This is a genomic window from Acinetobacter sp. FDAARGOS_559, assembly GCF_003940475.1.
Taxonomy (GTDB): domain Bacteria; phylum Pseudomonadota; class Gammaproteobacteria; order Pseudomonadales; family Moraxellaceae; genus Acinetobacter; species Acinetobacter baumannii.
In genome coordinates, this window is the sequence record NZ_RKJG01000005.1 from 2,758,487 (window position 1) to 2,784,074 (window position 25,588).

24 protein-coding genes and 3 tRNA genes are annotated in these 25,588 nt (G+C 41.4%); 14 read left to right on the forward strand and 13 right to left on the reverse strand.

The genetic code is table 11. From position 1 onward, the window contains the following. The first annotated feature begins 33 nt into the window (after nt 1-33). A complete protein-coding gene (locus EGS71_RS14765; protein ID WP_001072477.1) occupies nt 34-1,035 on the forward strand; it encodes an HlyD family secretion protein in 1,002 nt (333 codons plus the stop codon). Nucleotides 1,036-1,091: 56 nt separating this feature from the next. Here the strand turns inward: EGS71_RS14765 and ruvX are convergent, their stop codons facing one another. The 3 genes from ruvX to recN all read right to left on the reverse strand — a co-directional run bounded on the left by ruvX (nt 1,092) and on the right by recN (nt 3,880). After that, nucleotides 1,092-1,532, reverse strand: coding sequence for a Holliday junction resolvase RuvX (ruvX, locus tag EGS71_RS14770; protein WP_000127528.1), 441 nt, complete (start codon nt 1,530-1,532; stop codon nt 1,092-1,094). Continuing rightward, nucleotides 1,532-2,086 (reverse strand): YqgE/AlgH family protein, encoded by a 555-nt coding sequence (locus EGS71_RS14775; protein WP_001979301.1) that lies wholly within the window; start codon nt 2,084-2,086, stop codon nt 1,532-1,534. Before EGS71_RS14775 ends, ruvX begins: the two co-directional genes overlap by 1 nt. A gap of 126 nt (nt 2,087-2,212) precedes the next feature. Beyond that, nucleotides 2,213-3,880 carry a DNA repair protein RecN gene (gene recN / locus EGS71_RS14780; RefSeq protein ID WP_000955429.1) on the reverse strand — a complete coding sequence of 556 codons (1,668 nt, stop codon included), beginning with the start codon at nt 3,878-3,880 and terminating at the stop codon, nt 2,213-2,215. A 114-nt stretch (nt 3,881-3,994) separates the two neighbouring features. Here recN and EGS71_RS14785 point away from each other — a divergent pair, with 114 nt between their 5' ends. From EGS71_RS14785 to EGS71_RS14800, 4 genes are all read left to right on the forward strand, one after another. After that, nucleotides 3,995-5,305 carry a tetratricopeptide repeat protein gene (locus EGS71_RS14785; RefSeq protein ID WP_000753283.1) on the forward strand — a complete coding sequence of 437 codons (1,311 nt, stop codon included), beginning with the start codon at nt 3,995-3,997 and terminating at the stop codon, nt 5,303-5,305. A gap of 76 nt (nt 5,306-5,381) precedes the next feature. Then, on the forward strand, nt 5,382-5,708 hold the full coding sequence (locus EGS71_RS14790) for a pyrimidine/purine nucleoside phosphorylase (RefSeq protein WP_000099685.1): 327 nt from the start codon (nt 5,382-5,384) through the stop codon (nt 5,706-5,708). Between the two features lie 101 nt (nt 5,709-5,809). Next, nucleotides 5,810-6,559, forward strand: a complete 750-nt coding sequence (gene rlmB, locus EGS71_RS14795; protein WP_001118149.1) for a 23S rRNA (guanosine(2251)-2'-O)-methyltransferase RlmB — start codon at nt 5,810-5,812, stop codon at nt 6,557-6,559. 35 nt (nt 6,560-6,594) lie between these two features. Continuing rightward, nucleotides 6,595-7,509 carry a DMT family transporter gene (locus EGS71_RS14800; protein WP_002009339.1) on the forward strand — a complete coding sequence of 305 codons (915 nt, stop codon included), beginning with the start codon at nt 6,595-6,597 and terminating at the stop codon, nt 7,507-7,509. Here EGS71_RS14800 and coaE read toward each other — a convergent pair. Genes coaE through pilB form a run of 4 tightly spaced genes read right to left on the reverse strand, consistent with a single transcriptional unit; the run spans nt 7,506 to nt 11,931 of the window. Beyond that, on the reverse strand, nt 7,506-8,102 hold the full coding sequence (gene coaE / locus EGS71_RS14805; protein ID WP_000874125.1) for a dephospho-CoA kinase: 597 nt from the start codon (nt 8,100-8,102) through the stop codon (nt 7,506-7,508). The two genes, EGS71_RS14800 and coaE, sit on opposite strands and share 4 nt — an antisense overlap. Nucleotide 8,103: 1 nt before the next feature. Continuing rightward, entirely contained in the window at nt 8,104-8,964 is an 861-nt protein-coding gene (locus EGS71_RS22895; RefSeq protein WP_001152283.1) for a prepilin peptidase, read from the reverse strand. Further along, nucleotides 8,964-10,190: a type II secretion system F family protein gene (locus EGS71_RS14815; RefSeq protein ID WP_000279216.1), complete on the reverse strand. Its 1,227-nt coding sequence runs from the start codon at nt 10,188-10,190 to the stop codon at nt 8,964-8,966. The genes EGS71_RS22895 and EGS71_RS14815 overlap by 1 nt, the downstream gene beginning before the upstream one ends. A gap of 28 nt (nt 10,191-10,218) precedes the next feature. Beyond that, nucleotides 10,219-11,931, reverse strand: a complete 1,713-nt coding sequence (gene pilB / locus EGS71_RS14820) for a type IV-A pilus assembly ATPase PilB (protein ID WP_002009424.1) — start codon at nt 11,929-11,931, stop codon at nt 10,219-10,221. A 290-nt stretch (nt 11,932-12,221) separates the two neighbouring features. Here pilB and tpiA point away from each other — a divergent pair, with 290 nt between their 5' ends. The 9 genes from tpiA to EGS71_RS14865 all read left to right on the forward strand — a co-directional run bounded on the left by tpiA (nt 12,222) and on the right by EGS71_RS14865 (nt 19,157). Continuing rightward, entirely contained in the window at nt 12,222-13,016 is a 795-nt protein-coding gene (gene tpiA / locus EGS71_RS14825) for a triose-phosphate isomerase (protein WP_000016932.1), read from the forward strand. Between the two features lie 12 nt (nt 13,017-13,028). Continuing rightward, the gene (secG, locus tag EGS71_RS14830; protein WP_000555570.1) at nt 13,029-13,358 is read left to right on the forward strand and encodes a preprotein translocase subunit SecG; all 330 of its coding nucleotides are present in this window, start codon (nt 13,029-13,031) and stop codon (nt 13,356-13,358) included. 56 nt (nt 13,359-13,414) lie between these two features. Further along, nucleotides 13,415-13,499, forward strand: a tRNA-Leu gene (locus EGS71_RS14835). A gap of 42 nt (nt 13,500-13,541) precedes the next feature. After that, nucleotides 13,542-13,618: transfer RNA gene (locus tag EGS71_RS14840), tRNA-Met, on the forward strand. Between the two features lie 89 nt (nt 13,619-13,707). After that, nucleotides 13,708-13,784 (forward strand) — tRNA-Met (locus tag EGS71_RS14845). Between the two features lie 215 nt (nt 13,785-13,999). Continuing rightward, nucleotides 14,000-14,524 carry a ribosome maturation factor RimP gene (gene rimP, locus EGS71_RS14850; RefSeq protein WP_002016227.1) on the forward strand — a complete coding sequence of 175 codons (525 nt, stop codon included), beginning with the start codon at nt 14,000-14,002 and terminating at the stop codon, nt 14,522-14,524. Nucleotides 14,525-14,561: 37 nt separating this feature from the next. Beyond that, nucleotides 14,562-16,046 (forward strand): transcription termination factor NusA, encoded by a 1,485-nt coding sequence (nusA, locus tag EGS71_RS14855; protein ID WP_000532249.1) that lies wholly within the window; start codon nt 14,562-14,564, stop codon nt 16,044-16,046. 10 nt (nt 16,047-16,056) lie between these two features. Further along, nucleotides 16,057-18,756: a translation initiation factor IF-2 gene (gene infB, locus EGS71_RS14860; RefSeq protein ID WP_000130326.1), complete on the forward strand. Its 2,700-nt coding sequence runs from the start codon at nt 16,057-16,059 to the stop codon at nt 18,754-18,756. Next, a complete protein-coding gene (locus EGS71_RS14865) occupies nt 18,756-19,157 on the forward strand; it encodes a ribosome-binding factor A (RefSeq protein WP_000897046.1) in 402 nt (133 codons plus the stop codon). The genes infB and EGS71_RS14865 overlap by 1 nt, the downstream gene beginning before the upstream one ends. A gap of 56 nt (nt 19,158-19,213) precedes the next feature. Here the strand turns inward: EGS71_RS14865 and EGS71_RS14870 are convergent, their stop codons facing one another. The 6 genes from EGS71_RS14870 to EGS71_RS14895 are packed head-to-tail and all read right to left on the reverse strand — an operon-like array spanning nt 19,214 to nt 25,458. Further along, nucleotides 19,214-19,618 carry a Na+/H+ antiporter subunit G gene (locus EGS71_RS14870; protein WP_001167532.1) on the reverse strand — a complete coding sequence of 135 codons (405 nt, stop codon included), beginning with the start codon at nt 19,616-19,618 and terminating at the stop codon, nt 19,214-19,216. Between the two features lie 12 nt (nt 19,619-19,630). Continuing rightward, nucleotides 19,631-19,906, reverse strand: coding sequence for a monovalent cation/H+ antiporter subunit F (locus EGS71_RS14875; RefSeq protein WP_000154076.1), 276 nt, complete (start codon nt 19,904-19,906; stop codon nt 19,631-19,633). After that, the gene (locus tag EGS71_RS14880) at nt 19,903-20,430 is read right to left on the reverse strand and encodes a Na+/H+ antiporter subunit E (RefSeq protein ID WP_001177203.1); all 528 of its coding nucleotides are present in this window, start codon (nt 20,428-20,430) and stop codon (nt 19,903-19,905) included. The genes EGS71_RS14875 and EGS71_RS14880 overlap by 4 nt, the downstream gene beginning before the upstream one ends. A 2-nt stretch (nt 20,431-20,432) precedes the next feature. Beyond that, nucleotides 20,433-22,244, reverse strand: a complete 1,812-nt coding sequence (locus tag EGS71_RS14885) for a monovalent cation/H+ antiporter subunit D (protein ID WP_000459271.1) — start codon at nt 22,242-22,244, stop codon at nt 20,433-20,435. Beyond that, nucleotides 22,244-22,612: a Na+/H+ antiporter subunit C gene (locus EGS71_RS14890; RefSeq protein ID WP_000624229.1), complete on the reverse strand. Its 369-nt coding sequence runs from the start codon at nt 22,610-22,612 to the stop codon at nt 22,244-22,246. The genes EGS71_RS14885 and EGS71_RS14890 overlap by 1 nt, the downstream gene beginning before the upstream one ends. Continuing rightward, nucleotides 22,609-25,458 carry a monovalent cation/H+ antiporter subunit A gene (locus EGS71_RS14895; RefSeq protein ID WP_000381581.1) on the reverse strand — a complete coding sequence of 950 codons (2,850 nt, stop codon included), beginning with the start codon at nt 25,456-25,458 and terminating at the stop codon, nt 22,609-22,611. The genes EGS71_RS14890 and EGS71_RS14895 overlap by 4 nt, the downstream gene beginning before the upstream one ends. Nucleotides 25,459-25,588: the final 130 nt, after the last annotated feature.

Genomic DNA, 25,588 nt, shown 5'->3' on the forward strand with positions numbered 1-25,588 from the left:
TTGCCAGATTAAAGATTGAGTTAGGTGAGTAAAATGAATCAATTGGAGTTGAAAAAAGTCATCCGTCCAGTGATTTTGGTTGTCGCATTAATGATTGCTGTCTATACCATTGTGCATTTATGGAACTACTATAATGCAGCGCCGTGGACACGTGATGGTCGAGTTCGTGGTGACGTTATTCAGGTCTCTTCAGATGTAGCAGGACTTGTAACGGAAGTATTGGTTCAAGATAACCAGACTGTAAAAAAAGGTCAGGTGCTTTTTAAAATTGATGTCTCTCGCCGAGCTTTAGATGTAGAGCAAGCAAAATCTGATTTGGCAAAAGCAAAAGCGGCCTATGCTCAAGCACAAGCAGGTCTGGCCCAAGCCAAAGCAAACTTGATTAAGTCGAGTACTAACATTAAGTTAGCCGAGAAAAACGCAAACCGTTATTCAAACTTAATGGATGGTGCGATTTCTAAGCAGGAACAAGATCAGGTCTTTGCAACTCGTGATCAATCACACGCGGAACATGAGCAACTCCAAGCTGCTATTCAACAAGCTGAAGCGACTATTAAACAGCAACAGGCACTGGTTGAAGCAGCAACAAGTAATTTACATTTAGCAGAACTCAATATGCACCGTGCGGCTGTTGTGGCGCCAGCAGATGGAACATTATCTAACTTTGATTTGCGTCCGGGTAATTATGTTCAAGTTGGACAAGCGGTTGCAGCATTGCTAGATCGTAAGCAGCTTTATGTTGTGGGATATTTTGAAGAAACAAAATTAGACCGTATTCATATTGGCGATGAAGCAACTGTGCAATTAATGGGTGATAGACAGAAAATTAAAGGCCATGTGCAGGGTATTGCATCGGGTATTGAAGACCGTGAGCGTTCAAGTAGTTCGAAACTGCTTGCAAATGTAAACCCGACATTTAGCTGGGTTCGTTTAGCGCAGCGTGTACCTGTAAAAATTGTATTAGACGAAGCACCAAAAAATGAGTTGGCTTTTGTGTCTGGCCGTACTGCTACAGTACATATTATTGAAAAATAAAAAGCTTAAGTTTTTAAACTCAATAAAAAAGCATGTTTGAAACATGCTTTTTTATTTTATGGCGTTAAACCAACAGGATTGCGATACCAGCTCTGAATTAGCAAAGCTGCGGCAAAACTATCGGCTGACAACTTCTTGGCACGACCTTGTTCTTGATAAAAACCAAGTTCTTCTCTTGCCTCACGAGTGGTGAGTCGTTCATCGACCATCCACGTTTCAATATTGGTTTGATGGCGTAGGCGACGTGCAAACTTACGTGCCCGTGTTGAAAGTTCTGACTCGCTATCATCCATATTCAATGGAAGACCAACAATAAATAAATCAGGCTGCCACTCTTTCACAATTTTTAAAAGTTGGTCCCAGTTGGGAATACCATCTTTCATCACAAAAAGTGGTAATGGGTTAGCACTTTCAATTGCAGACTGACCAATCGCCATTCCCATCTTTTGAGTGCCAAAGTCAAAAGCCATAATTGATTTTGATTGCGTTGCGGTCATTAGGCGTGCCCGATTTCAGAAGCCAGCCATGTACGATCTACACCAATTTTTTTATAGGCTGCATCCCAACGATCATCGTACGGCAAGTTAAAAATCAGATCCATGTCGGCATCACAGATAAGCCAGTCACCACGAGCGATTTCATCTTCTAGCTGGTTTTTACCCCAACTCGCATAACCAAGGGCGATTTGGTAGCGGCCAACACCTTCGTTATGCGCAATCGCATCGAGAATATCTTTACTCGTAGTAATACAGACATTCTCACCCACAGCAATAGAAGAGTGCCATGTTGGTTGGCCTGTATGAAGAACAAAGCCCGCCTCAGGGCGTAAAGGACCACCTTGTAAAACCTCATGCGGATTTACATTGTCTGCATCAATGTCTAAATCATTGAGTAACTCTTTAATTTGGATACCGGCAGGGCGATTGATAATAATACCTTGGGCACCTTCTTCGTCATGACGGGCAAGATAAATTACTGTATTTGCAAAAAAGTCATCTGCCATTTCTGGCGGGGCAATCAGACAACGGTGAGTCATATATTGTTTGGTCACCTAAGCGGTTCTCCCTCAAAAAATGTCGCTATAGGGTCTCTCGACCCTTTTTATCTATATAGGTTCTTTTTATCAACATACAAGAGTTAATCGGATTTCGCCAATCTTTTTCTCTCATTTTCTTTATTAAGTTGAAGAAGCCTGAAATTTAAGTTGACGTAATTGTTTAGCATGCTGCAAGGTTGTTTCATTAATTTCAACACCTCCTGACATGCGTGCTAGCTCGGAAATAATTTGATTTTCATCAAGTTGTACAATAGTACTACTTGCCGGATCAGTTTGTTGTTTTTTGACTAACAAATGTTGATCGGATTGTGCAGCCACCTGTGCTTGGTGGGTAATACATAGAAGTTGGACATGCTGAGCCAAGTCGGCCAATAAACGTCCAACCACTTCAGCTGTACCACCACTAATTCCGACATCAATCTCGTCAAATACCAAAACTTCTGCTTCGGTCTTTTCAGCATTCATGACTTGCATAACGAGTGCAATACGAGAAAGCTCACCACCAGATGCTACACGTGCCAATGGTTGAGGAGGTATGCCTTTATTGGCAGTAAATAAAAGTTGAATAAAACTTAATCCTTCTGCATTTGGTTGTTCTAATGGTTCAAACTTAAACTCAAAATGTGCCTCAGGCAGCGCTAAAGGTTTAACCTGTTCAGTTAATTGTTTTGCAAGTGGAGCAGCAGCTTCACGACGAATATTATCCAAATGCTGGGCTTTTTCTAAAAATTCTTGATGTGACTTTTCTACTTGTTCAGCCAGAGTTTCAGGGTCTTCTAACTGATGTAATTGTTCAAGCTCACTTTGCCAAGTTTCGTACTCTTCTTTCAGCGTCTCTGGCTGAGTACGGTATTTACGAGCAAGTCGATGGAAAACTTCTAGCTTGGAGTTCAGTTCTTCCATCCGTTCAGGATCGAAACTCTGACGGTCAATAAATTGACGTAAATTTGATGTGGCATCATCAATTTCACTTTGCGCATTTAATAACGAATTATAAATTTCGGAAAGCTGCTCACTACGCCCCGCATGAGACTCTAGGCGGCGAATGATCGACGACATTTCTTGAGTAATGTTTTGTTCAGCTTCATCAAGCGCATTTAGACTATAGCTACAGTCTTGCATGATATGTTCATGATGACTAAGGCGATCGAACTCTTGCTCGATTTCTTTGTAATCGGTTTGAATGACTTCCTCAAGCTCCTCAATTTGTAACTCTAAGGTCGCAATACGTTGTAAACGGGTCGCTTGAGCATCGAGCGCAGCCTGATGCTGGCGGATATTACGCTGCCATGTACTATATGCTTCACGAACATCATTTGCTTCGGCGTAAAAATTACTATAACGGTCTAGCCAATGCTTTGGATAAGGCGGTTCAAGTAGTTGTTGTTGGCTGTGCTGGCTATACAGCTGAACCAATAAGCGGCCTAATTCTTTAAGCTCAGACAGACTACTTGGACGGCCATTTACCCATGCTTTGCTACGGCCAGTTGCAAAAATAACCCGACGTAAATGAATTTCCCCTGAATCATCATCTAGTTCATGTTCTTTTAACCATTTTGCTTCAGGGCTATTGTCCTGATAAGTAAAAACTGCGGTTACATCCGCTTTGTCCGAACCATAACGGACATAATTTGTATCTGTACGTTCCCCTAAGCAGGCAGATAGTGCATCCAGTAATAATGATTTTCCTGCACCTGTCTCACCTGTTAGAACATTAAATCCTTGTTCTATATCAATAGCTAAATGATCAGCTAATGCAAAATTGATTAAAGTTAAATGTGTGAGCATAAACGCATCCAACGCGCCAAATTATGGGTTAAAGATAGAGAAGTTTTGAATTTGCTACAAGTGATCTATTATTCTAACTGAAATTATAGAACAGCAAGATTGCGGATCTTTACAATGAAAAAAACATTAAGCTTACCGAAAGCACCAATAGGGATGATCAACCGCCATAAAAAAATTAATCCTGCTGAAATGAATAAAATTTTAAATCAGCATTTTAATGCATTTAAACAGGCTGCTGCACAAGGTGATTATGTCAAAGCATATCAACATGTAAAAAAAGCAGTAAGTCTGGTTCCCGGACATCCCGGAGCATTGTCTGATTTAGCTTATACCGAGCTACGGTTACGCCGTTATGACGATGCATATCAACATTATATGCAAGCCATTAAAGCAAGTGGTTCTAACGTTAATACAAATCTATACGATGGATTGACCGAAGTTTGTCATCATTTAAATAAAAAAGAAGAGAAGATTAAATTTGGGCGTTTAGCCATTTCAACCAAAAAAGAACTCACAAAGAATGAGCCTACTTTAAATATACCCACTCATAAACCCGTGCCCTTTAGCCCAAATCCACAAGAAAATATTATTGCTTTTTCTCTATTTGGAGCAAATGCTCGGTACTGTGAAACGTCCATTTTAAATACTAAGTTAGCTCAAGAAATCTATCCTGAATGGACGTGTCGATTCTATGTGGATGAGAGCGTTCCCGAACTTGTACAACAGAGGTTACAAGCAAATGGTGCACAAGTCGTACATGTCAGCCCCACTCAAAAACAGTTATCAGGTTTATTTTGGCGCTTTTTAGTTATGGATGATCCGGTGGTTAAACGGTTTTTAGTACGTGATGCCGACTCTATCGTGTCTTATCGTGAAAAAACCGCTGTTGATGCTTGGCTTAAGAGTGATCAATGGTTCCATTTAATGAGAGATAGCTATTCTCATACTGAATTAATTTTGGCGGGTATGTGGGGCGGTTGTACAGGTATTTTTCATAATATTGAAGCACATATCAGGGATTATGTTGCCACTGGAAGGTATCCGGACAATCGAGTCATAGATCAACATTACCTGCGTTATTGTATTTGGCCGACTTTAAAACAAAGTGTGCTTGTACATGATAGCCAGCAATTTGATGAAAATAGTGCCGATTTTCCGGTTTATGATCTAACTTCAATGCAAAATGACCAAGACAATTTTCATGTAGGGATGGATAATGGTTCACCAGTAGTTACAACTGCGGTTAATCATCCAACGGCAGAAAAAGTTTACTGGATTTTATTCGATGAAAATCACGATGAAGTTTGCAGATATGATGCAATTGTGTCGAAGAGTCGAAATATTGAAGTGAATTTACCCCACGCTTTTGCTAAAAAAATTCAGTTACAGCAGTGGAAATTACAAGTCTATCCGTATGAAAACTGATTGATTAGTTATTTAGGCACAATTAAACTACATTCATCATAATTTATATAAATGCGGCATTATCTGGAGAGTGTGCATGAGTTCAACCCAATTTGATCATGTAACGGTCATCAAAAAATCAAATGTTTATTTTGGTGGAGCATGTATCAGCCATACCGTGCAATTTGAAGATGGAACGAAAAAAACATTAGGTGTTATTTTGCCGACTGAACAGCCTTTAACATTTGAAACCCATGTTCCTGAGCGTATGGAAATTATTTCAGGTGAGTGTCGCGTTAAAATTGCAGACAGCAATGAAAGTGAATTGTTCCGCGCTGGGCAATCTTTTTATGTACCAGGCAATAGTGTTTTCAAAATCGAGACTGATGAAGTGCTTGATTATGTTTGCCACTTAGAAGGCTAAGAAATTACTGTTTAAATCGGGTACACTATGCCCAAAGAAATCCTGTGAAGTTGGCTTTACAGGATTTTTATTTTTTGCTCAAACGTTGTTAGAGGTCATGCATGGCAAAACCGGAATATTATTATGGCGTTCACTCAGTGGAGTCATTGTTAGAACTTGAGCCGGAGCGCGTGCTGACCCTGTTTACATTGAAAGGGCGCGACGATCAGCGTTTGCAGAAGATTCTGCAATTGGCCGAGCCTTTTGGGATTAGTGTACAAAAAGCAAGCCGTGATAGCCTCGAAAAGCTTGCGGGTTTGCCATTTCACCAAGGCGTAGTTGCAGCAGTACGTCCGCACCCGACTTTAAATGAAAAAGATCTAGACCAGCTCTTGGCTGAAACTCCAGATGCCTTATTGCTGGCATTAGATCAGGTGACAGATCCACATAACTTAGGGGCATGTATCCGTACTGCCGCTGCAATGGGTGTTCAGGCAGTGATTGTGCCTCGCGATCGCTCAGCAAGCTTAACTCCAACTGCTCGTAAAGTCGCAGCGGGTGGGGCTGAAAAAGTTAAATTTATTCAAGTGACTAATTTGGCTCGTACTTTAGCGCATCTTAAAGAGACAACTCATGTCCGTGTGATTGGTACGATGCTTGATGAAAATGCATTACCTATTCAGAAGTGTGATTTCTCGGGTGCTGTTGTGATTGTAATGGGTGCAGAAGACACAGGTTTACGTCCAATTACTCAGGCACAGTGTGACCAAAAAGCCTATATTCCAATGTCAGGTAACTTACAAAGCTTAAATGTAAGTGTGGCAACGGGTATGGCACTTTATGAAGCTTGTCGTCAGCGTTCTGAGGTATAATTTAGCTGCCTTCCTAGTTTTTATGCAGTCTTGATATGTCTCCCCGTACGCAAGGTTATTTTTTTGTATTGGTGACCATGTGTATTTGGGGCGGGTTTACGCTTTTTGCCCGCTTAAATGCACAATGGCACATCAGTGCTTGGGATATTGCCGCACTACGCTTTGCTATAGCCTTCCTAATTTTGATGCCTATCTTAATTTATAAAAAAGATCTCGCTTTTTTATGGAGTAAGCATGCGGTTATTTTGACATTGATTGGTGGAGTCATTTACTGCCTTACGGTTTATACAGCTTTTCTTTATGCACCAGCTGCACATGCTGCAATATTTTTAAATGGCTGTATTCCTATCTGTACCGCTATAGCTGCTTATATTTTATTTAGACAGCCATTTGATAAACATACATGGGTGAGTCTGGCAATTATGATTACTGCCTTGGTTCTCATGAGCGCATTGATGTTGCAAAGTAGTACCTCTGCTTTTGGAATTGGAGATTTACTTCTGTTTATCAGTGCGATTTGGTGGGGGATTTTTACTGTACTACTTAAACAGTGGAAGCTCTCTGCTTGGCATTCTATGGCAAGCGTCGCAATCTGGTCCGCAATTATTTATTTGCCGATTTATTTGTTGTTCTTACCTAAGCACTTTATGGATGTAGATCCTTTGCACTTAGCTGTACAAAGTATTTTCCATGGCGTGTTTGTCGTTATTATTGCGACATTAACCTATGTTGCTGCTATTCAGCGTCTTGGCGCATTTAAAACGGGAAGTATTGTAACTTTGGCGCCGTTTATTGCTGCTATTTTAGCTGTACCTTTACTTGGTGAATCATTAAGCCCATCAATTGTAGTGGGCTTAGTAGGTATGGGAATAGGTGCTTTACAGCCTTGGCGTTGGTTTAGACAAGATAGCCTGACACAAAAGATTAAGCAGCAAAATACACAAAATTAGTTTGCACGCTTCAAATAGCTTTGATGTAAAGGCTCTAATTGCTGATATAAATGTTCGAGTAATCCGTCATTAAACACGATGTCATTTGCAAGCTCACGTTTTCGTTCGCGTGGCATTTGTGCAGCAATAATTTTCTGGATTTGTTCTTGGTTTTGTCCATCGCGCTGGCTCGCACGCTGAATTTGAGTTTGTTCACTCGCATCAATCAGTAGCGTGTGATTGACCAGTTCATGTTGATTTGTTTCAAACAATAATGGCGAAACTAAAATCACATACGGACTTTTAGGATTTTGTAGCTGTTGAATAATAGATTGACGGATTGCGGGATGGGTAATTTGCTCGAGTGTATGACGCGCTTGTGGATTTTGAAAAATATATTCACGTAAGGCACGGCGGTCCAAACTGCCATCGGGTTGAAGCACCCAATCTCCAAAGGTTTGTTGAATTTTTTGAAGGGCAGGTTGCCCTTTTTCAACTACTTCGCGAGCAACAATATCGGCATCGACGACTTGGATTCCTTGGGATTCAAACCATTGTGTTGCAGCTGATTTACCACTGCCTATACCACCTGTGATTCCCAGAATAAAAGCCATCTTAACCTCCCAAATAAATTTTCATAATCTGATCACCCCATAAAAAGGCAACCCAACCAGCAATGGCAATATATGGCCCAAAAGCAAAAGGCTGATTGTCATTTCTTAATTTTAATAAAATGATGCCAATGATTGCGCCAAGTAACGATGACAATAACACAATTAACGGCAGCATCAATGGCCCCATCCATGCACCTAATGCTGCAAGCAATTTAAAGTCGCCGTAGCCCATACCTTCTTTGCCAGTGATCACTTTAAATAAGTAATAGACAATCCAAAGACATAGGAAACCAATGAGATAACCCCAAATGGCTGAGTTGGGTGAGGTATAAATATTAAAGGTATTAATACCTAAGCCGAGCGCAGCTAAAGGTAAGGTAAAGCGATCAGGCAATAATTGTGTATCGAAATCAATAAAAGTAAGGGCTATCAGTACCCATGTGAGGACGAGTCCAAAAAGCATTTGTATGGTTGGGCCAAACATCATGACGACTACTAATGAACATAGCATGGTGAGTAGTTCGATGACTGGATAGCGAATACTGATTGGGTGCTGGCAATGACCACATTTTCCTCTTAACACAAGCCAGCTTATAACAGGAATATTTTGATACCAACGGATCGGTTGCTGACATGCAGGGCACGATGAAGCAGGCTTACTTAAAGTTAACTTCTCATGATCAATAATCGGTTGCTCAGGATTGAGTAACATTTGGCATTCTTGCTGCCAATCTTGCTCCATCATTCTTGGCGTGCGGTAAATTACTACATTAAGAAAGCTACCGATACATAGGCTCACGAGTGCAACAGCAATATAAAGTGCAGTTAAGTTTTGAATAAAATACGCAATGATGTCTTGCATTATACAACTGAGCCCATTTGGAAAATTGGAAGATACATAGCAATTACCAGACCGCCTACGAGCACCCCTAAAATTGCCATAATTAAAGGTTCCATCATAGAGGTTAAACCATCAACGGCATTATCCACTTCATTTTCATAATAAGTGGCAACTTTATCGAGCATGCTGTCTAGTGCACCCGATTCTTCACCAATTGCAACCATTTGTATAGCCATAGATGGAAAACGATTAGAGACCCGCATAGCAAACTGAAGCTGTTGACCCGTTGCGACATCTTCACGAATTTTCATCACAGCTTTTTCATAAATCACGTTATTGGTTGCGCCAGCAGTCGATTCTAATGCATCAATAAGTGGAACACCTGCGGCAAATGTTGTAGCAAGCGTGCGGCTATAGCGGGCAATAATTGCTTTATAAACCAAGTCCCCAAAAATAGGTAACTTAAGCGCCAGTTTATCTAAGCCATCACGAAACTTTTTACTGCGTTTTTTTGCTTCCAGAAAGGCAGCAATGACTGCGCCAATCGCAATAATCATAATGAACCAGTATTCCTGCATCCATTTCGACATATTCACAACCATTTGCGTAAATGCAGGTAAATCTGCTCCAAAAGACGCAAATAAATCTTGGAAAACGGGAACTACTTTAACCATCAAAATAATGGTCACCACAATGGCTACTACAATAACTGTTGCTGGGTATTTCATTGCTTTCTTGATTTTTTGCTTGAGCAACTCACTTTTTTCTTTGTAAATTGCAACGCGGTCCAGCATCGTTTCGAGTGCGCCTGATTGTTCACCAGACTCAACAAGTGAACAAAACAAGTTATCAAAATGTTGAGGATATTTTCTTAAAGCTGAGGCAAAAGTACTACCACCTTCGACTTCACCTTTAATACCGAGTACAACCTCACGCATGGCCGGGTTTTCTAAACCTTCAGCTACAATTTCAAAGCCTTGTACGAGTGGTACACCAGCTTTCATCATGGTCGCCAGTTGTCGAGTAAAAATCGTAATATCGAGTGTGGTGACTTTTTTCTTGAATAAACCTTCAAGAATATTTTTACGTTTTTCACGTATATTTCGAACAGTCACCCCTTGTTTGCGTAAGGTTACTTTGGCTAAAGCCATGTTTTTAGCCGGAAGTTCTCCTTTGATTTTTACGCCCTTACGGTCAACCCCTTCATAAGCAAAAGTCGGCATCATTTGTGCCTTTTTGACAGCCATTAGATTATCCTTATTTTTAAATAGTGTCTTATTCACTGGTGACACGGTTGACTTCTTGTAAAGAGGTCACCCCTTGCATCACCTTTTTTAAACCTGAACGACGTAGATTATTAAACCCCAATTTTTCAGAAGCAGCTGCGATTTCTAAAGCGTTGCCATCTTCCATAATAATCTTGGAAATTTCAGGTGTAACTTTCATTACCTCATAAATACCGACACGGCCTTTATAGCCTTCACGACATTCAGGGCAACCTACGGGCTGAAAAACCCGAAAATCTGGGTGCGCTAAATCTTGTTCGGTAAAGCCCATTTCTAATAAGCTTTGTTTAGGAATATCAGCAGGTATTTTGCATTGAGAACAAAGACGACGTGCTAAACGCTGTGCAATAACTAGGTTTACTGATGTTGCAATATTAAAAGAAGGAACCCCCATATTGCGTAGACGGGTCAATGTTTCCGGAGCACTATTAGTATGTAGTGTTGACATCACCATGTGGCCGGTTTGAGCCGCCTTAATCGCAATTTCTGCTGTTTCCAAGTCACGAATCTCACCCACCATAATAATGTCAGGGTCTTGTCGTAAAAATGATTTAAGTGCGGCCGCAAAAGTAAGCCCTACCTTGGGGTTTACGTTAACTTGATTAATCCCTTCAAGATTAATTTCTACCGGGTCTTCGGCAGTAGAAATATTGGAGCTTTCAGTATTTAAAATATTTAAACCTGTATATAACGATACGGTTTTACCAGAACCTGTTGGTCCGGTAATTAAAAGCATGCCTTGAGGTTTATCTAATGCCTCCATAAACAAAGCTTTTTGATCTTCTTCATATCCTTGTGCATCAATTCCTAGCATTGCGCTTGATGGGTCAAGAATACGTAGAACTAACTTTTCACCAAACAAAGTCGGGAGGGAGTTCACACGAAAATCAATCGCTTTGCTTTTTGACAGCTTGAGCTTGATACGACCATCTTGTGGGACACGTTTTTCAGAAATGTCCATTTGAGACATTACTTTTAAGCGTGATGCCAAGCGGTTTGCAAGCTGTAGAGGGGGATTAGCAATTTGACGTAACACGCCATCGACACGATAGCGCACCCGATAGGATTTTTCGTACGGTTCAAAATGTAAGTCTGAAGCACCCATACGAATGGCATCAATTAATAACTTATTAATATATTTAACAATTGGGGCTTCATCGCCTTGAGGAGCTTCTTCTTCATCTTCTTGAGCGGTAGAGCCATCAAGATTAACATCGAGATCAAACTCTTCATCATTGAAGTCAAAGCTGCTTTCTTCTGCAAAATGCTGGCCTAAAACTTTTTCGAGTTTATGGTACTCCACAATTACAGGCTCAACTAGCAATTTACTATTAAAACGGATTGCATCAATCGCTTCGATATTGCTTGGATTACTGGTCGCGACATATAAAATTTGCCCTCTTTGAATGAGCGGCAAAATTCGATGTTTTAAAATCAGTTTCTGATCGACCAGATCTTTAGGAATCTGAGAAGTGTCATAAACATCCAGATCGAAATATGGTTCAGCAAACTCAGCAGAAATTGTTTCAGCCAATAATGAAGGGGAGAGATGAACCTCTTCAATTAAATATGCGACTGTGTCCTGCTTAGCTCTTTTCGCTGCATCTAATGCAGTTTGCATGGTCGCTGCCGACACATGCTTTTCTTCGACTAAACGTCGAAAAAACCCCGTAAATTTTGGAGATGTATGTAATGCTGACATCTGCCTGCCTATGTTAATGTGTTTATAATTGGTATATGAAAAATTATACTTTTGTTATGTAAAATTACTACCTTAGAAAGTGTTGCTCGGGTCCTACTCAGCCTATTAAAGCTTGAACCAGTCGAAGTTTTTCTTTATTAATTTTTAGAATGTCGGACTTTTAATAAAGTAAAGTTTTTTCTTAATTTCAAACACTAGAAAAGATATGAGTAATCGCGTTAAAGAAAAGTATCTGAAATTTGTATAAATGCGTGTAGAATGTGCTGCATTTTTGATGAAAGGTGAGCAGTATGTCGGGTTCGACGATTACGCCTTGGGTAGTTGGTAACTGGAAAATGAATCCAATGCGTGCCAACGCCAACCAACTTATAGAAGAATTTAAACAATTATTGCAACAAAACCAAATTGCAGATGAAAACTGCCATGTGGGCGTTGCCCCTGTTTCTATTGCCCTTACAACGGTACAAGCGCAATTACAGGATGCTGCAAGAACGGTACATACGGTTGCACAGGATGTATCACGTGTTGCTGGTACAGGTGCTTATACTGGTGAAGTCAGTGCAGAACTATTAAAAGATAGCCAAATTAATTTCGTACTGGTTGGACACTCTGAACGTCGTGATATTTTTGGTGACAACGTTGAAATTTTGAAGGCAAAACTCCAAAATGCATTAAATGCGGGTATGACTGTCATTTATTGTGTGGGCGAAAGCCTTGAACAACGTGAGCAAGGTCAGGCCGAGCAAGTTGTTCTACAGCAAATTTGTGATATTGCACCTGTAGTTACTGCAGAACAATGGCAAAACCAAGTGGTTATTGCCTATGAACCTATTTGGGCAATTGGTACAGGTAAAACAGCTTCTCCGCAAGATGCGCAAGCGATGCACGCTAAAATTCGTGAAGGCTTATGCCAACTTACACCGGCAGGCTCAAATATTGCTATTTTATATGGCGGTAGTGTAAAAGCTGAAAATGCTGTTGAGTTAGCTGCATGTCCAGATATCAATGGTGCGTTGGTGGGTGGTGCTTCATTAAATGCAGCATCTTTTTATCAAATTGTACAAGCCTTCGCGCAAAGCAAATAACGAGGATAGGGTATGCACTCTTTTGTACTTGTTGTACATATTATTTTAGCAGTACTAATGATTGCATTAATTTTAGTGCAACATGGTAAAGGCGCAGATGCAGGTGCCTCTTTTGGTGGAGGTGGCGCAGCAACAGTATTTGGTGCGTCTGGTTCAGGTAACTTCTTGACTCGCGTGACTGCAATTTTGACAGCTTTATTCTTTGTGACCAGTTTGACTCTGGCTGTTTTTGCCAAAAAGCAAACGACTGAAGCATATAGTTTGAAAACTGTACAAACGACTGCGCCAGCGCAGACTACATCGCCTGAAACTTCACCAAATGCACCAAAAACTGGCCAATAATTGGAAATAAGACTTTCCTTTTGGAATTGAAAGGACTAGAATGCGTCCCACAAGCTGCGGTGGTGGTGGAATTGGTAGACACGCTACCTTGAGGTGGTAGTGCTTTCGGGCGTGGGGGTTCAAGTCCCCCCTTCCGCACCAACTTTGAACCAGAAAGTTGAGTGCAAGCAGTTTTGTTTTTGATGCGGGATGGAGCAGTCTGGTAGCTCGTCGGGCTCATAACCCGAAGGTCGTTGGTTCAAATCCAGCTCCCGCTACCAATTTGATTAAGGTGCAACTTAATCAAGCTAATATTGGATAAGTTTACATTGACTTTTTTCGATATTTGTATATAATTTTTGCACGTTGATGCGGGATGGAGCAGTCTGGTAGCTCGTCGGGCTCATAACCCGAAGGTCGTTGGTTCAAATCCAGCTCCCGCTACCAAGTTTCTTAAAGAGGCTCACAGACAAGGTGGGCCTTTTTGCACAGTGGACTATTGTTTTCTGTGCTATATAGGGGCGATTAACGCCCTTTTTTATTGGTTATCGTATCGCTATCGTGTAGTGTCGACATCAATTGGTCAAATAGTCATGCTTCACTATAGTAAGTCTGTGTCGGTTAAAACAACCGATTGAATCGCACGAGAATGACGAGAGTAAATGAAATTATCAAATAAATCCCAAGCATTGTATGACATGATTGCTCCAGCAGTGGAGGCATGTGGTGTCGACCTTTGGGGAATTGAATTCCTTCCACAAGGTAAGCGTTCATTATTGCGTATTTATATCGATAGACCGGTTGATGAAAATGCTGAACCAGTGATTAATGAAGATGGTGAAGTAGAGCAAGGCCGCGGTATTGGTGTAGAAGATTGTGTTCGTGTTACACAACAGGTCGGCGCAATGCTGGATGTCCATGATCCGATTTCAGGTGAATATGCATTAGAAGTTTCTTCACCAGGTTGGGATCGCCCATTTTTTCAACTCGAACAGTTGCAAGGCTACATTGGACAACAGGTTGCTTTGCGTTTGATTGCTGCAGTAGAAAATCGTCGTAAATTTCAAGTAAAACTCCTTGCTGTAGACCTTGAAAATGAAGAGATTCAGGTTGAAGTTGAAGGAAAGCATGTGCTTGATATCGACAGCAACAATATCGATAAAGCAAACTTGATCTATCAAGATTAAATTTATTTAAATTATATAAGAAATCGGTAGGTGACTTATGGGCCGCGAAATTCTTACCGTTGTTGAAACGGTTAGTAATGAAAAAGGTGTTAGTCGTGAAGCGATCTTCGAAGCTTTAGAACAAGCTCTAGTTGCTGCAACGAAGAAAAAATTTTACGAGGGTACCAATTCTGAAGAAGCTCAGCTTCGTGTAGAAATTGATCGTAGAACTGGTGATTACCGTACTTTCCGTCAATGGACTGTTGTGGCAGATGAAGATCATGAAATGCCAGCATGCCAAGACGCAATTTCTGATGTTGATCCTGCAAAATGGTCAATTGGCGACGTTCGTGAGCTTGAAGTAGAATCGATTGAGTTCGGTCGTATCGCTGCGCAGATTGCGAAACAGGTTATCGTACAAAAAATTCGTGAAGCAGAGCGTGCATTAGTTGCTGATGCTTATGAATCAAAAGTTGGCGGGCTAATTTACGGTGAAGTGAAAAAGCAAACTAAAGATGGTTTCATCATTGACTTAGGTGACAATGCTGAAGCTTATTTAGCTCGTGAAGAAATGATTCCTAAAGAGATTCTTCGTCCAAAACAACGTGTAAATGCTATTTTATATAGTGTAAACCGTGAAGGCCGTGGTGCTCAGCTTCTATTATCACGCGCTAAGCCTGAAATGCTTATTGCTTTGATGAAGAAAGAAATTCCTGAAATTTCTGAAGAAATTATTGAAATTAAAGCTGCGGCGCGTCAACCAGGTGTTCGTGCAAAAATCGCAGTAAAAACGAACGACCACCGTATTGACCCTGTTGGTGCATGTATTGGTATGCGTGGAACACGTATCCAGGCTGTACAGCAAGAGTTAAATGGTGAGCGTATTGATGTTGTAGTTTGGTCTGATGATCCAGCTCAATACATCGCAAGTGCATTAGAACCAGCTGATGTATCAGGCATTGTGCTTGATGAAGATGCAAAAAGTGCAGACATTATTTTTGCTACCAACGATCAATTGGCACGTGCGATTGGTTCGCAAGGTCAAAATGTTCGTTTAGCTTCTGATTTAACTGGCTACAAACTCGACATGATGCTTGAAGAAGAGTATCGTGCTCGTCAGCAGAATGAAGCTCAGCAATATCTCGACATGTTCGTATCACGTTTAGATATTGAAGAAGACTTGGCAATGGCGTTAGTAGAGATGGGCTTCACTTCTTTAGAAGAGATTGCTTATGTGCCAGCTGAAACTTTTGACGAAATTGAACTTGACGCTGAGTTAGTTGAGTTATTGCAAAGTCGTGCAAAAGAAGCTGCATTAACTGATGCATTGAAACAGCAAGAAAATATTCAAGAACCGAGTGCAGACCTTCTCAATATGGAAGGCATGACCTCTGAGATCGCTTACTCGCTAGCCGCTCGCGGTATTATTACTGTTGATGATTTGGCAGATCAAGCAACTGACGATATTTCTGATATTGAAGGTCTTGGTCATGAAAAAGCAGGTCAATTGATCATGAAAGCTCGCGAATCATGGTTTAACTAGGAGATGAAATATGACGGACAAGTCGATTAAAGAGTTAGCTCTCAGCGTAGGACGTCCTGTTGAGAAGCTCCTAGAACAGGCTCGTGAAGCAGGTTTGCCTCAACGTACAGCAGACGACATTATTACCACTGAACAACAGGACACTTTAGTCAATTATTTGAAAAAGGTGCATGGTCAGGAAAGTGGTAACACAGGAAAAATTGCGTTGAAACGTAAAACAACCAGTACCGCTAAAGTTGCAAGTACTTCGGGTAAAGCAAAAACAATTAACGTAGAAGTACGTAAAAAACAGGTTTTTGCTAAACCAAACCCAGAACAAATTGCAGCAGAAGCTAAAGCGCGTGCAGAAGCAGAAGCTAAAGCGCGTGCAGAACAACAAGCGCGTGAAGCTGCAGAGCAAAAAGCGCGTCTTCAAACAGAGCAAAAAGCAAAAGCAACTTTAGATGCAATGCGTGCTGCTCATCAACAAGATAGCGCTGCACAGTCAGCTCCTAAAGCTGCTGTTGTAGTGAAAAAACGCGGTGGTGGTACAGTAAAACCTGCACCAAAACCAGCAGAAACATTAGAGCAAAAGAAAGCGCGTGAAGCACAAACAGCTCAGTTGAAAGCAACTGAAGAAGCTGCACGTCGTAAAGCGGCTGAGGAAGCTCAGCAGCGTACGCTTGAACAAATGCGTAAGATGGCATCTAAATATTCAAATGATGATGCTACTGCAACTATTCGTGTGATTGATGATTCTCCTCTTGCTTCAGGTCTTGTTGGCCAAGCTTATGAAGATTCATTTAATCAAGAAGACCGTGAAATTAAACGTGGTGGTGCTACAACTAACCCTCGCGCTGGTAAGAAAGGCGGTCGTCGTGGTCAAGAAGAGCAAAGCTTCGTTAACCATAACAAACGTGGTTTAAAATCAAGCCAAGCGAACAAGCATGGTTTTGAAAAGCCAGTTAAAAAGCAAGTCTATGATGTAGAAATCGGTTCAAGCATTGTTGTTGCCGATCTTGCTCAGAAGATGGCGATTAAAGTACGTGAAGTTATCAAGACACTTATGAAAATGGGTGAATTGGTTAACCAGAACCAGACAATTGACCAAGATACAGCTGCACTTGTTGTAGAAGAAATGGGTCATAACCCTGTTCTAGTTTCTGATACACAAGCAGAAGATAACTTACTTGAAGCAGCTGAAGAAGCACGTGGTGAACAAACTACTCGTCCTCCAGTTGTTACAATCATGGGTCACGTTGACCATGGTAAAACATCATTGCTTGACCGTATCCGTCGTTCTAAAGTGGCGGCAGGTGAAGCAGGTGGCATTACCCAGCACATTGGTGCATATCACGTTGAAACAGACAAAGGGATTATTACATTCCTTGATACACCGGGACACGCAGCATTTACTTCAATGCGTGCACGTGGTGCTAAAGCAACGGATATCGTGGTATTGGTTGTTGCAGCAGATGACGGTGTAATGCCGCAAACTGCAGAAGCGATTGACCATGCACGTGCAGCAGGAACTCCAATTATTGTTGCTATCAACAAAATGGATAAAGAATCTGCTGATCCAGACCGTGTGTTAAATGAATTAACAACCAAAGAAATCGTTCCAGAAGAATGGGGCGGTGATGTTCCGGTTGCTAAGGTTTCAGCACATACTGGCCAAGGTATTGATGAACTCCTTGATTTAATTCTGATTCAATCTGAATTGATGGAATTAAAAGCATCTGCTGAAGGTGCTGCACAAGGTGTTGTTATTGAAGCACGTGTTGATAAAGGTCGTGGTGCAGTAACTTCGATTCTTGTTCAAAACGGTACATTAAATATTGGTGACCTTGTTCTTGCTGGTTCATCATATGGCCGTGTTCGTGCGATGTCTGATGAAAACGGTAAGCCGATTAAGTCAGCAGGACCATCTATTCCAGTGGAAATTTTGGGTCTACCAGAAGCTCCAATGGCGGGTGATGAAGTTCTTGTCGTAAATGACGAGAAGAAGGCACGTGAAGTTGCTGATGCTCGTGCAGACCGTGAACGTGAAAAACGTATCGAACGTCAAAGCGCAATGCGTCTTGAAAACATCATGGCATCTATGGGCAAAAAAGACGTTCCTACAGTGAACGTTGTTTTAAGAACAGATGTTCGTGGTACTTTAGAAGCATTGAATGCTGCATTACATGAACTCTCTACTGATGAAGTAAAAGTTCGCGTAATTAGTTCTGGTGTTGGTGCGATCACTGAGTCTGACGTAATTCTTGCCGAGTCTTCAGAAGCTGTATTGTTAGGCTTCAACGTTCGTGCTGATACAGCTGCTCGTCAGAAGAGTGACCAAGACGGTATCGATATTCGTTACTACAGCATCATCTATGAATTGATTGATGATGTAAAAGATGCCATGAGCGGTAAACTTGCTCCTGAACACCGTGAAACTATCTTGGGTGTTGCTCAAGTACGTGAAGTGTTCCGTTCTAGTAAGTTTGGTGCTGCTGCGGGCTGTATGGTTATGGAAGGCGTGATTCACCGTAACAAACCAATCCGTGTCTTACGTGATGATGTTGTGATTTTCCAAGGTGAACTTGAATCATTACGTCGTTATAAAGATGTCGTTGATGAAGTTCGTGCCGGTATGGAATGTGGTCTTGCCGTGAAAGGTTATAACGACATCAAACCTCTTGATAAGATTGAGGTTTATGATGTTCAAATGGTTAAACGGAGTCTTTAATGGCGGGTGGACAACGCTTAAAGCGAATGGCGGATTCAGTACAGCGCGAGCTTTCTGAACTTATCCGTCAGGAGTTGAAAGATCCGCGTCTGGGTGGTCTTGTGACCATCTCAGGCGTTAAAGTCAGTCCGGACTTAGGTTATGCCGATGTCTATGTGACCGTGATGGGTCGTGAATTAAGCGATGACCAAAACGAAGTGGCTCACCGTGAAACACTAGATATTTTGAATAAAGCATCTGGTTTTTTACGTCAGGAGTTGAGTCGTCGTATTAAAACGCGCATCACGCCTCGCTTGCGTTTCCATTACGATAAAACTAATGCATATGGTAACTATATGTTTGGTCTTATCGAAAAAGCGGTACAAGATTTACCGAAACGTGAGTCAGATGACGAAGAGTAATGAAAACTCAAAATAAAAAAGCCACCTTGGGGTGGCTTTTTTATGTGTTCAAGTTTTTATGCCTGAGGAGGTTCCATGGGTGGTTTGTTTTGTGAAAAACGTTGCCCAATTTTATAACGATCCCACGGTAGAGGACGTTCAATAGCTTCAGGAACTTCACCACTCAATGAGCGTAAACGTAAATGTAGCGCGGCTTGAGCAATTAAGTTGGCTGATACAGGTGCAGTAATAAAAGCCAACAGTGTAATAAGTAACTCGGCAAAGCCAAATCGGCCTTGAAAAGCAAAAAAGATCATTGAAGCAATTAAAAAGCTACCTAAGCCTAATGTACTCGACTTGGTAGGTGCATGTAGTCGCATGAATAAATCGGGTAGACGTACCATACCGATAGATCCGACTAACATAAAAAAAGCACCGAAAACCAGAAAGATCGAAACAATAATTTCCATTGTAATTTGCATTTTGACCTTCCCCTAATCGATTACATGACCGGTTGTAAAATAACGAGCTAAAGCAGCCGTTGAAACAAACCCTAGCATAGCGACTAACAACGCCCCTTCGAATAAAGAGGTGGTTGTCCAATAAATACCTAACACAATAATGAGACAGGTCGCATTTAAAAAAAGGGTATCAAGCGCTAGTAGGCGGTCGACAATAGATGGTCCCATCACCATTCGAAATAGGCAAAGCAACATAGAGATTGTGATAGCAATCAAGCTAATGCCAAGAGCATAAGGTAGGATGGTCATGCGTTGTCCTCCGATTTGCTTTTCACATCAAAAATTTCCATGAGTGGAGCCTCATAGCGTTGTTTGATGTCTTGCACATCACTTTCAGTATTTTCTGTGCTAAGAGAGTGGACCAAAATATCACCACGCTCTTGATCAATACCGGCAGAGACCGTGCCAGGCGTTGTGGTAATAATCATTGCCAGTAAAGAGTTTACTTGCTCATGTTCTGTTTCTAATGGAACACGGTACCATTTAGGATGTAATTTTTTCGGTGACCCTAATACCAGTTTAGCAACCCGAAAATTGGAAATAATAATATCCCATAAGACAACAAAACACAGTTTTATGGCTGGTTTCCAATGGATATGCGGGGTTCTGGTAATAAAAGGACGAACTAGACGAGGAATAACAAGCCCCAAAATTACAGCCATAAGCAGGTCGCTCGCATCAAGACTATGCGCGAGCATTAACCAGAAGATGATAATCAAAAAAGAAACAAATGGATGCGGAAACCAGCGGTCAAGCAATTTAGATAGCTGCATTGTTATGGCTCCATAGGTTTCAGTTGACTTTCATCAGCAATGGTTGGGGTTTGCAATTTTTCTTGCTGCTGAATTTGGCGGTGTTTATATTCAGAAATATGCTCACCGTTGAAAGTATCTTTCGAAATAATGTCAGGAATAAGATAGGCATTATGATCTTCAACCTCACCACCATATTTTGTTTCTGGTAAATAAGTTGAGTCATATGGCTGAACGCTAATAACTTCGCCATTTTGATCAGTTTTAAGAATAGATTGCTGATACAGGGCATGATCTTGAATTTGCTGAGCGGTATTTGTGGTGTAGTGCAATACAGGTGAAGCAAATGCTACATAAGCCACTAAACCAGCAAGCAAGATATAGATGACTGTATCGTTACGTGGCGGTGCTTTTTCAGGTAAAGCACGATAAATAATATAAGCAGGATTGATCGGGTCTTCTTCTGGTGGTGATGCACGCCAGAATAAAATAAAGCCGACACGTGTTAATGCAATAATACTTAATAGGCTCACCAAAAGAACAATACCAATAACCCAGCCTTGATATGCAGTTTCAACAGTAGCCTGCAAAATAAATACTTTTCCAAAGAAGCCACTAAAAGGTGGTAAGCCTGCGAGCATCATGGCAATCAGGAAATAAGTCAGCATGGCTGCTTTTTCTTGTTTAATTCTCGGTGCAATCTTTAAATGATCTTTAAAATCACCGCGCTGTGAAGTCATCCAGCCACAGAACAGGTAAAATGCTGCACCAATCAATGTACTGTGGACTAAATAGAATAATGCTCCAGACCACGCTTGTGTATTTGACATGGCAATTGCAATCAATAAAGTACCAATTGAAGACAGCACCATAAAGCCAACAAAACGTCTGAGGCGATCTGCACCAATTGCGCCAATCACGCCATATAAAGAAGTCACTAAACCAATTGGAAGCAACCAGCTTTTAAAGATTTCTTGGCTGAGTACATCATTAAATACAGTTCCATTGACACGCAAAATGGCATAGATCCCCACTTTGGTCATAATGGTAAAAATTGCTGCGACAGGTGTACTTGCAACGGCATAAGTTTTTGGTAGCCAAAAACCAACTGGTAGCATGGCCGCTTTAATACCAAACACGACAAATAATAGTAAGGCACCTGCAACTGCTAATTTATGTTGATCTGCATCTAAAGTCGGTAGCAAACGTGAAACATCAGCCATATTGAGGCTACCTACACTGCCATAGATCATGCCAAGACCAATTAAGAACAGGGCAGAGGCTAAAAGGTTGATAATGACGTAGTGCACACCAAGCTGAAATCTCGGTTTTCCTTGTCCATGTAATAAGAGGACGTAGGATGCCATGAGCAAGATTTCAAAGAAAACGAACAGGTTAAATAAGTCGCCTGTGAGAAATGCGCCACATAGCCCCATTAAAAGAAAATGGAATATGGCGTGGAAATAGCGACCTCTCGTATCCCAGTTTTCACTGGCATACCATAAAACCGGAACTGCTAAGGCATAAGTTAAAACTAGCATAAAAGCTGAAAGGCGGTCGAGTACCAGCACAATACCAAAGGGAGCTGACCACTCGCTCAACTGATAAACCGTAATTTGGCCAGTGTTTGCAACAAGCAGATAACTAACAGCAGTGATTAACCCAGCTATTGCTGAGATCAAACTAATGCCACGGCGCCAAGGTTGTCGCCAATCTTCTTTTAATGCACCAGCGCCAGGGTTACCTAGAAGCAATAAGATAAAACCAGTAAATGCCGGGATGAGGATACTGAAAATTGGTGTATTAGCTTGCCAAAAAGATAAAAAATCAAACATCACGGCTCATCCTCACGTGGGTCGTATGTTGGAGAAATATCTTCTTTAGCATCAACATGGTCACTACCGGATTCATAACGGCTACGTAATGCAAGTTGCACAATAAAAGCGGTAGTGGCAAAACCGATCACGATTGCTGTTAAAACAAGTGCTTGTGGAAGTGGATCTGTAATATTGGTGGTTTCGGTTAGGATGGCTGGTGAGCTGACTTGCAAACGACCCATCGCAAACAAAAATAAGTTAACCGCATAGCCCAGCACTGCTAAGCCCAACACAACAGGGAAGGTACGCGCACGTAAGATTAGATAAATGCCTGTCGCAACAAGTAGCCCAATGGCAGAGGCCAGTAAGAATTCTAAACTGATCATGATGATTTCTCCCCATGAGGTACAGGACCAGACATACTCGAGTGGCGAGAGTCCCCTAATACAGAAATGAGTAGCATGGTAGCGCCTACTACGGTGATATACACACCCAGATCAAAGCTTGCTGCTGAAGCCAGATGCAACTTACCTAAAACTGGTAATTCAACATAGACGTGCGCACTGGTTAAGAATGGACGTGCCCAGAACCATGCGGCAATGCCAGTAAGGCCTGCAATTGTTAATCCGGAGCCAATCCAGATTTCGTAAAGACGACCGGATTGGGCTTTTAACATTTGTTCTGCTTGATCTTGACCTAAAGCAATATACTGAATAATCAGTGCCATTGAGGTAATTAGACCTGCAATAAAGCCACCACCCGGGTAGTTGTGCCCACGCATAAAGATATAGACACTTACGACCAATGCTAAAGGTAACACCCAAGAGGCCGTAATACGGAACATGAGCGGAGATGGGTTAAAGCGGTAGGTGAGGCCTTGTGTCATGGTGGTGCCATGTACGCGCATGCCATCCATGAGACATAGCGCACCAATCGCAGCAATGCCTAGTACTGTAATTTCACCAAAGGTATCAAAGCCACGGAAGTCCACCAAAATAACATTTACAATATTTGAACCGCCGCCAAGTGGTAAGGATTGCTGAGCAAAGAACCATGAAATCGAATTATGATCACGCGTTAAAATAAGCCATGTAATCCAACCAATTCCTAAACCGCCAATAATTGCTAACGCAGCATCTCTCCAACGTCTTGAGCGACGAGATTCATATGGCGTAAGTTGTGGGAGTAACGATAAGCTCATCAACAACAGAACAGTCGTAACTACATCTACCGTAATTTGAGTGAGTGCTAAGTCAGGTGCCGACATGGTGACAAATACCATGGTAACCACAAGACCAATTGCACCGCTAATGAGTACAGCCTTGATACGTTCGTGGTGGAACCAAAGCATCATCCAGCAACCTGAGAATAAGGTCAGCCAAAGAACTACTGCAATCCATGGTGCGTGAGTCAGCTCACGTGTACCTGTGGTAAGGCCCTGATTGAACAAAGGCAGAGTAACCATGACGATGCTAAAAGCAATGATTAAGAACAGGTAACTTTGCAAAGAACCATTTTCGGTTTTTTGTTTAATTTTTCGGCTTGTTAATAATAAATGCTTTAAGAATAAGTCAAATAAAATACGGCCTTGTAAGCGCCCTAAACGTGGGTCAAGGTCGATCTTACGAATCATGCCATCTTTTGCTAGGGCAAAATAGAAAAGCGTACCGCCAACCAGAGCAATAATACTCATGATTAATGGCGCATTAAATCCATGCCAAATTGCAAGATGAGTACCTGCAAAATCAGGTTGCATAAGACTTGCACGTGTCACACTGTTAACTAGAGGCTCGACCAGTAGGGCAGGGAAAATACCGACCAAAATACATAATGTCGCAAGCAATATAGCTGGTACTCGCATGCCGATAGGTGGCTCATGGGCATTTTTATTTGGAACTTGTTTACCTACGGGGCCATCAAAAAATACGCCGTGTACTAAGCGAATTGAATAACTGACTGCAAAAATACCGGCAAGCGTTGCAATAATACTGGCAAAGATAACAGTTGATCCTGAAAGGCTCGCTAATAGCTCGGTAAAGAACATTTCTTTAGAAATAAAGCCATTAGTGAGAGGAACACCTGCCATGGATGCCGCTGTAATCATAGTCAGTGTTGCGGTAAATGGTAATAGTTGCCAAATCCCACTTAACTTTCTAAGATCACGTGTACCTGTTTCATGGTCAATGATCCCGGCAATCATAAACAGGGCAGCTTTAAAGGTGGCGTGGTTAATAATATGGAAAATTGCCGCAGCAACAGCCAAAGGTGAACCAATACCAAACAGGCAAACGATAAGACCTAAATGACTAATTGTAGAATAGGCTAGTAGTCCTTTTAGATCTTCTTTAAAAATTGCGAAGCATGCGGCCATACAAAGTGTAAATAGGCCGACAAACGTGACAATGTTGTGATAAAGCGCAGCGCCAATGAAAATAGGTGCAAGACGAGCTAATAAGAAAATCCCAGCTTTTACCATGGTGGCAGAGTGCAAATAGGCCGACACGGGAGTGGGCGCTGCCATTGCATTGGGTAACCAAAAATGGAACGGGAACTGAGCACTTTTAGTAAATGCACCCAGTAAAATAAGCAAAAGCGTCGGAACAAACAGATAGTGACTTTGAATGAGGTCTTTCATTCCGACAATATCATTAATTTCGTAGGTTCCTGTGATTTGTCCTAATAAGACAAATCCACCTAGCATGGCGAGTCCACCCATACCTGTAATGGTAAGTGCCATACGCGAGCCACGTTGAGCAGCTTCGTAATGACTCCAGTAACCGACTAATAGGAAGGATGAAATACTGGTAAGTTCCCAAAAGACTAATAAAATAATTAAATTGTTAGAAAGAGAAATACCGAGCATTGCTGCCATAAACAGCATGAGTAATAAATATAATTTACTTAATGAATTTTTAGGGCCTAAATAATAATAGGCATAAATATAAATGAGTGTACCGATACCGGTAATAAGAAGAGAAAATAATAAACCAAGGGCATCAAGTCTAAAGCTCAGATTAATTCCTAATTGTGGTAACCAATCCCAACTTTGTTGAATGCTTGCACCACCAAGCACAGTTTTAGCCTGAGTCAGTAATAAACCAAAACTGGTTAAACTGACTCCGATCGCCCCTAAAGCCGTTACTCCACGTGAAAACCGTTGAAGCAATGAAACAAGGGTGGTGCCTAATATTAACGGTAATAAGATAATTATCGGTAGCACACTCGTATCCATATATAATTTAGACCGAAGCCTAAAGGTGAAATTTTCATTTCAGAATAGATAGGAATTCAAAGAGATTTCCAAAGCTTATATTCTGAAAACCCGACCAAATTAGAAAAATAAAGCGAGAAACAAGTTGTAT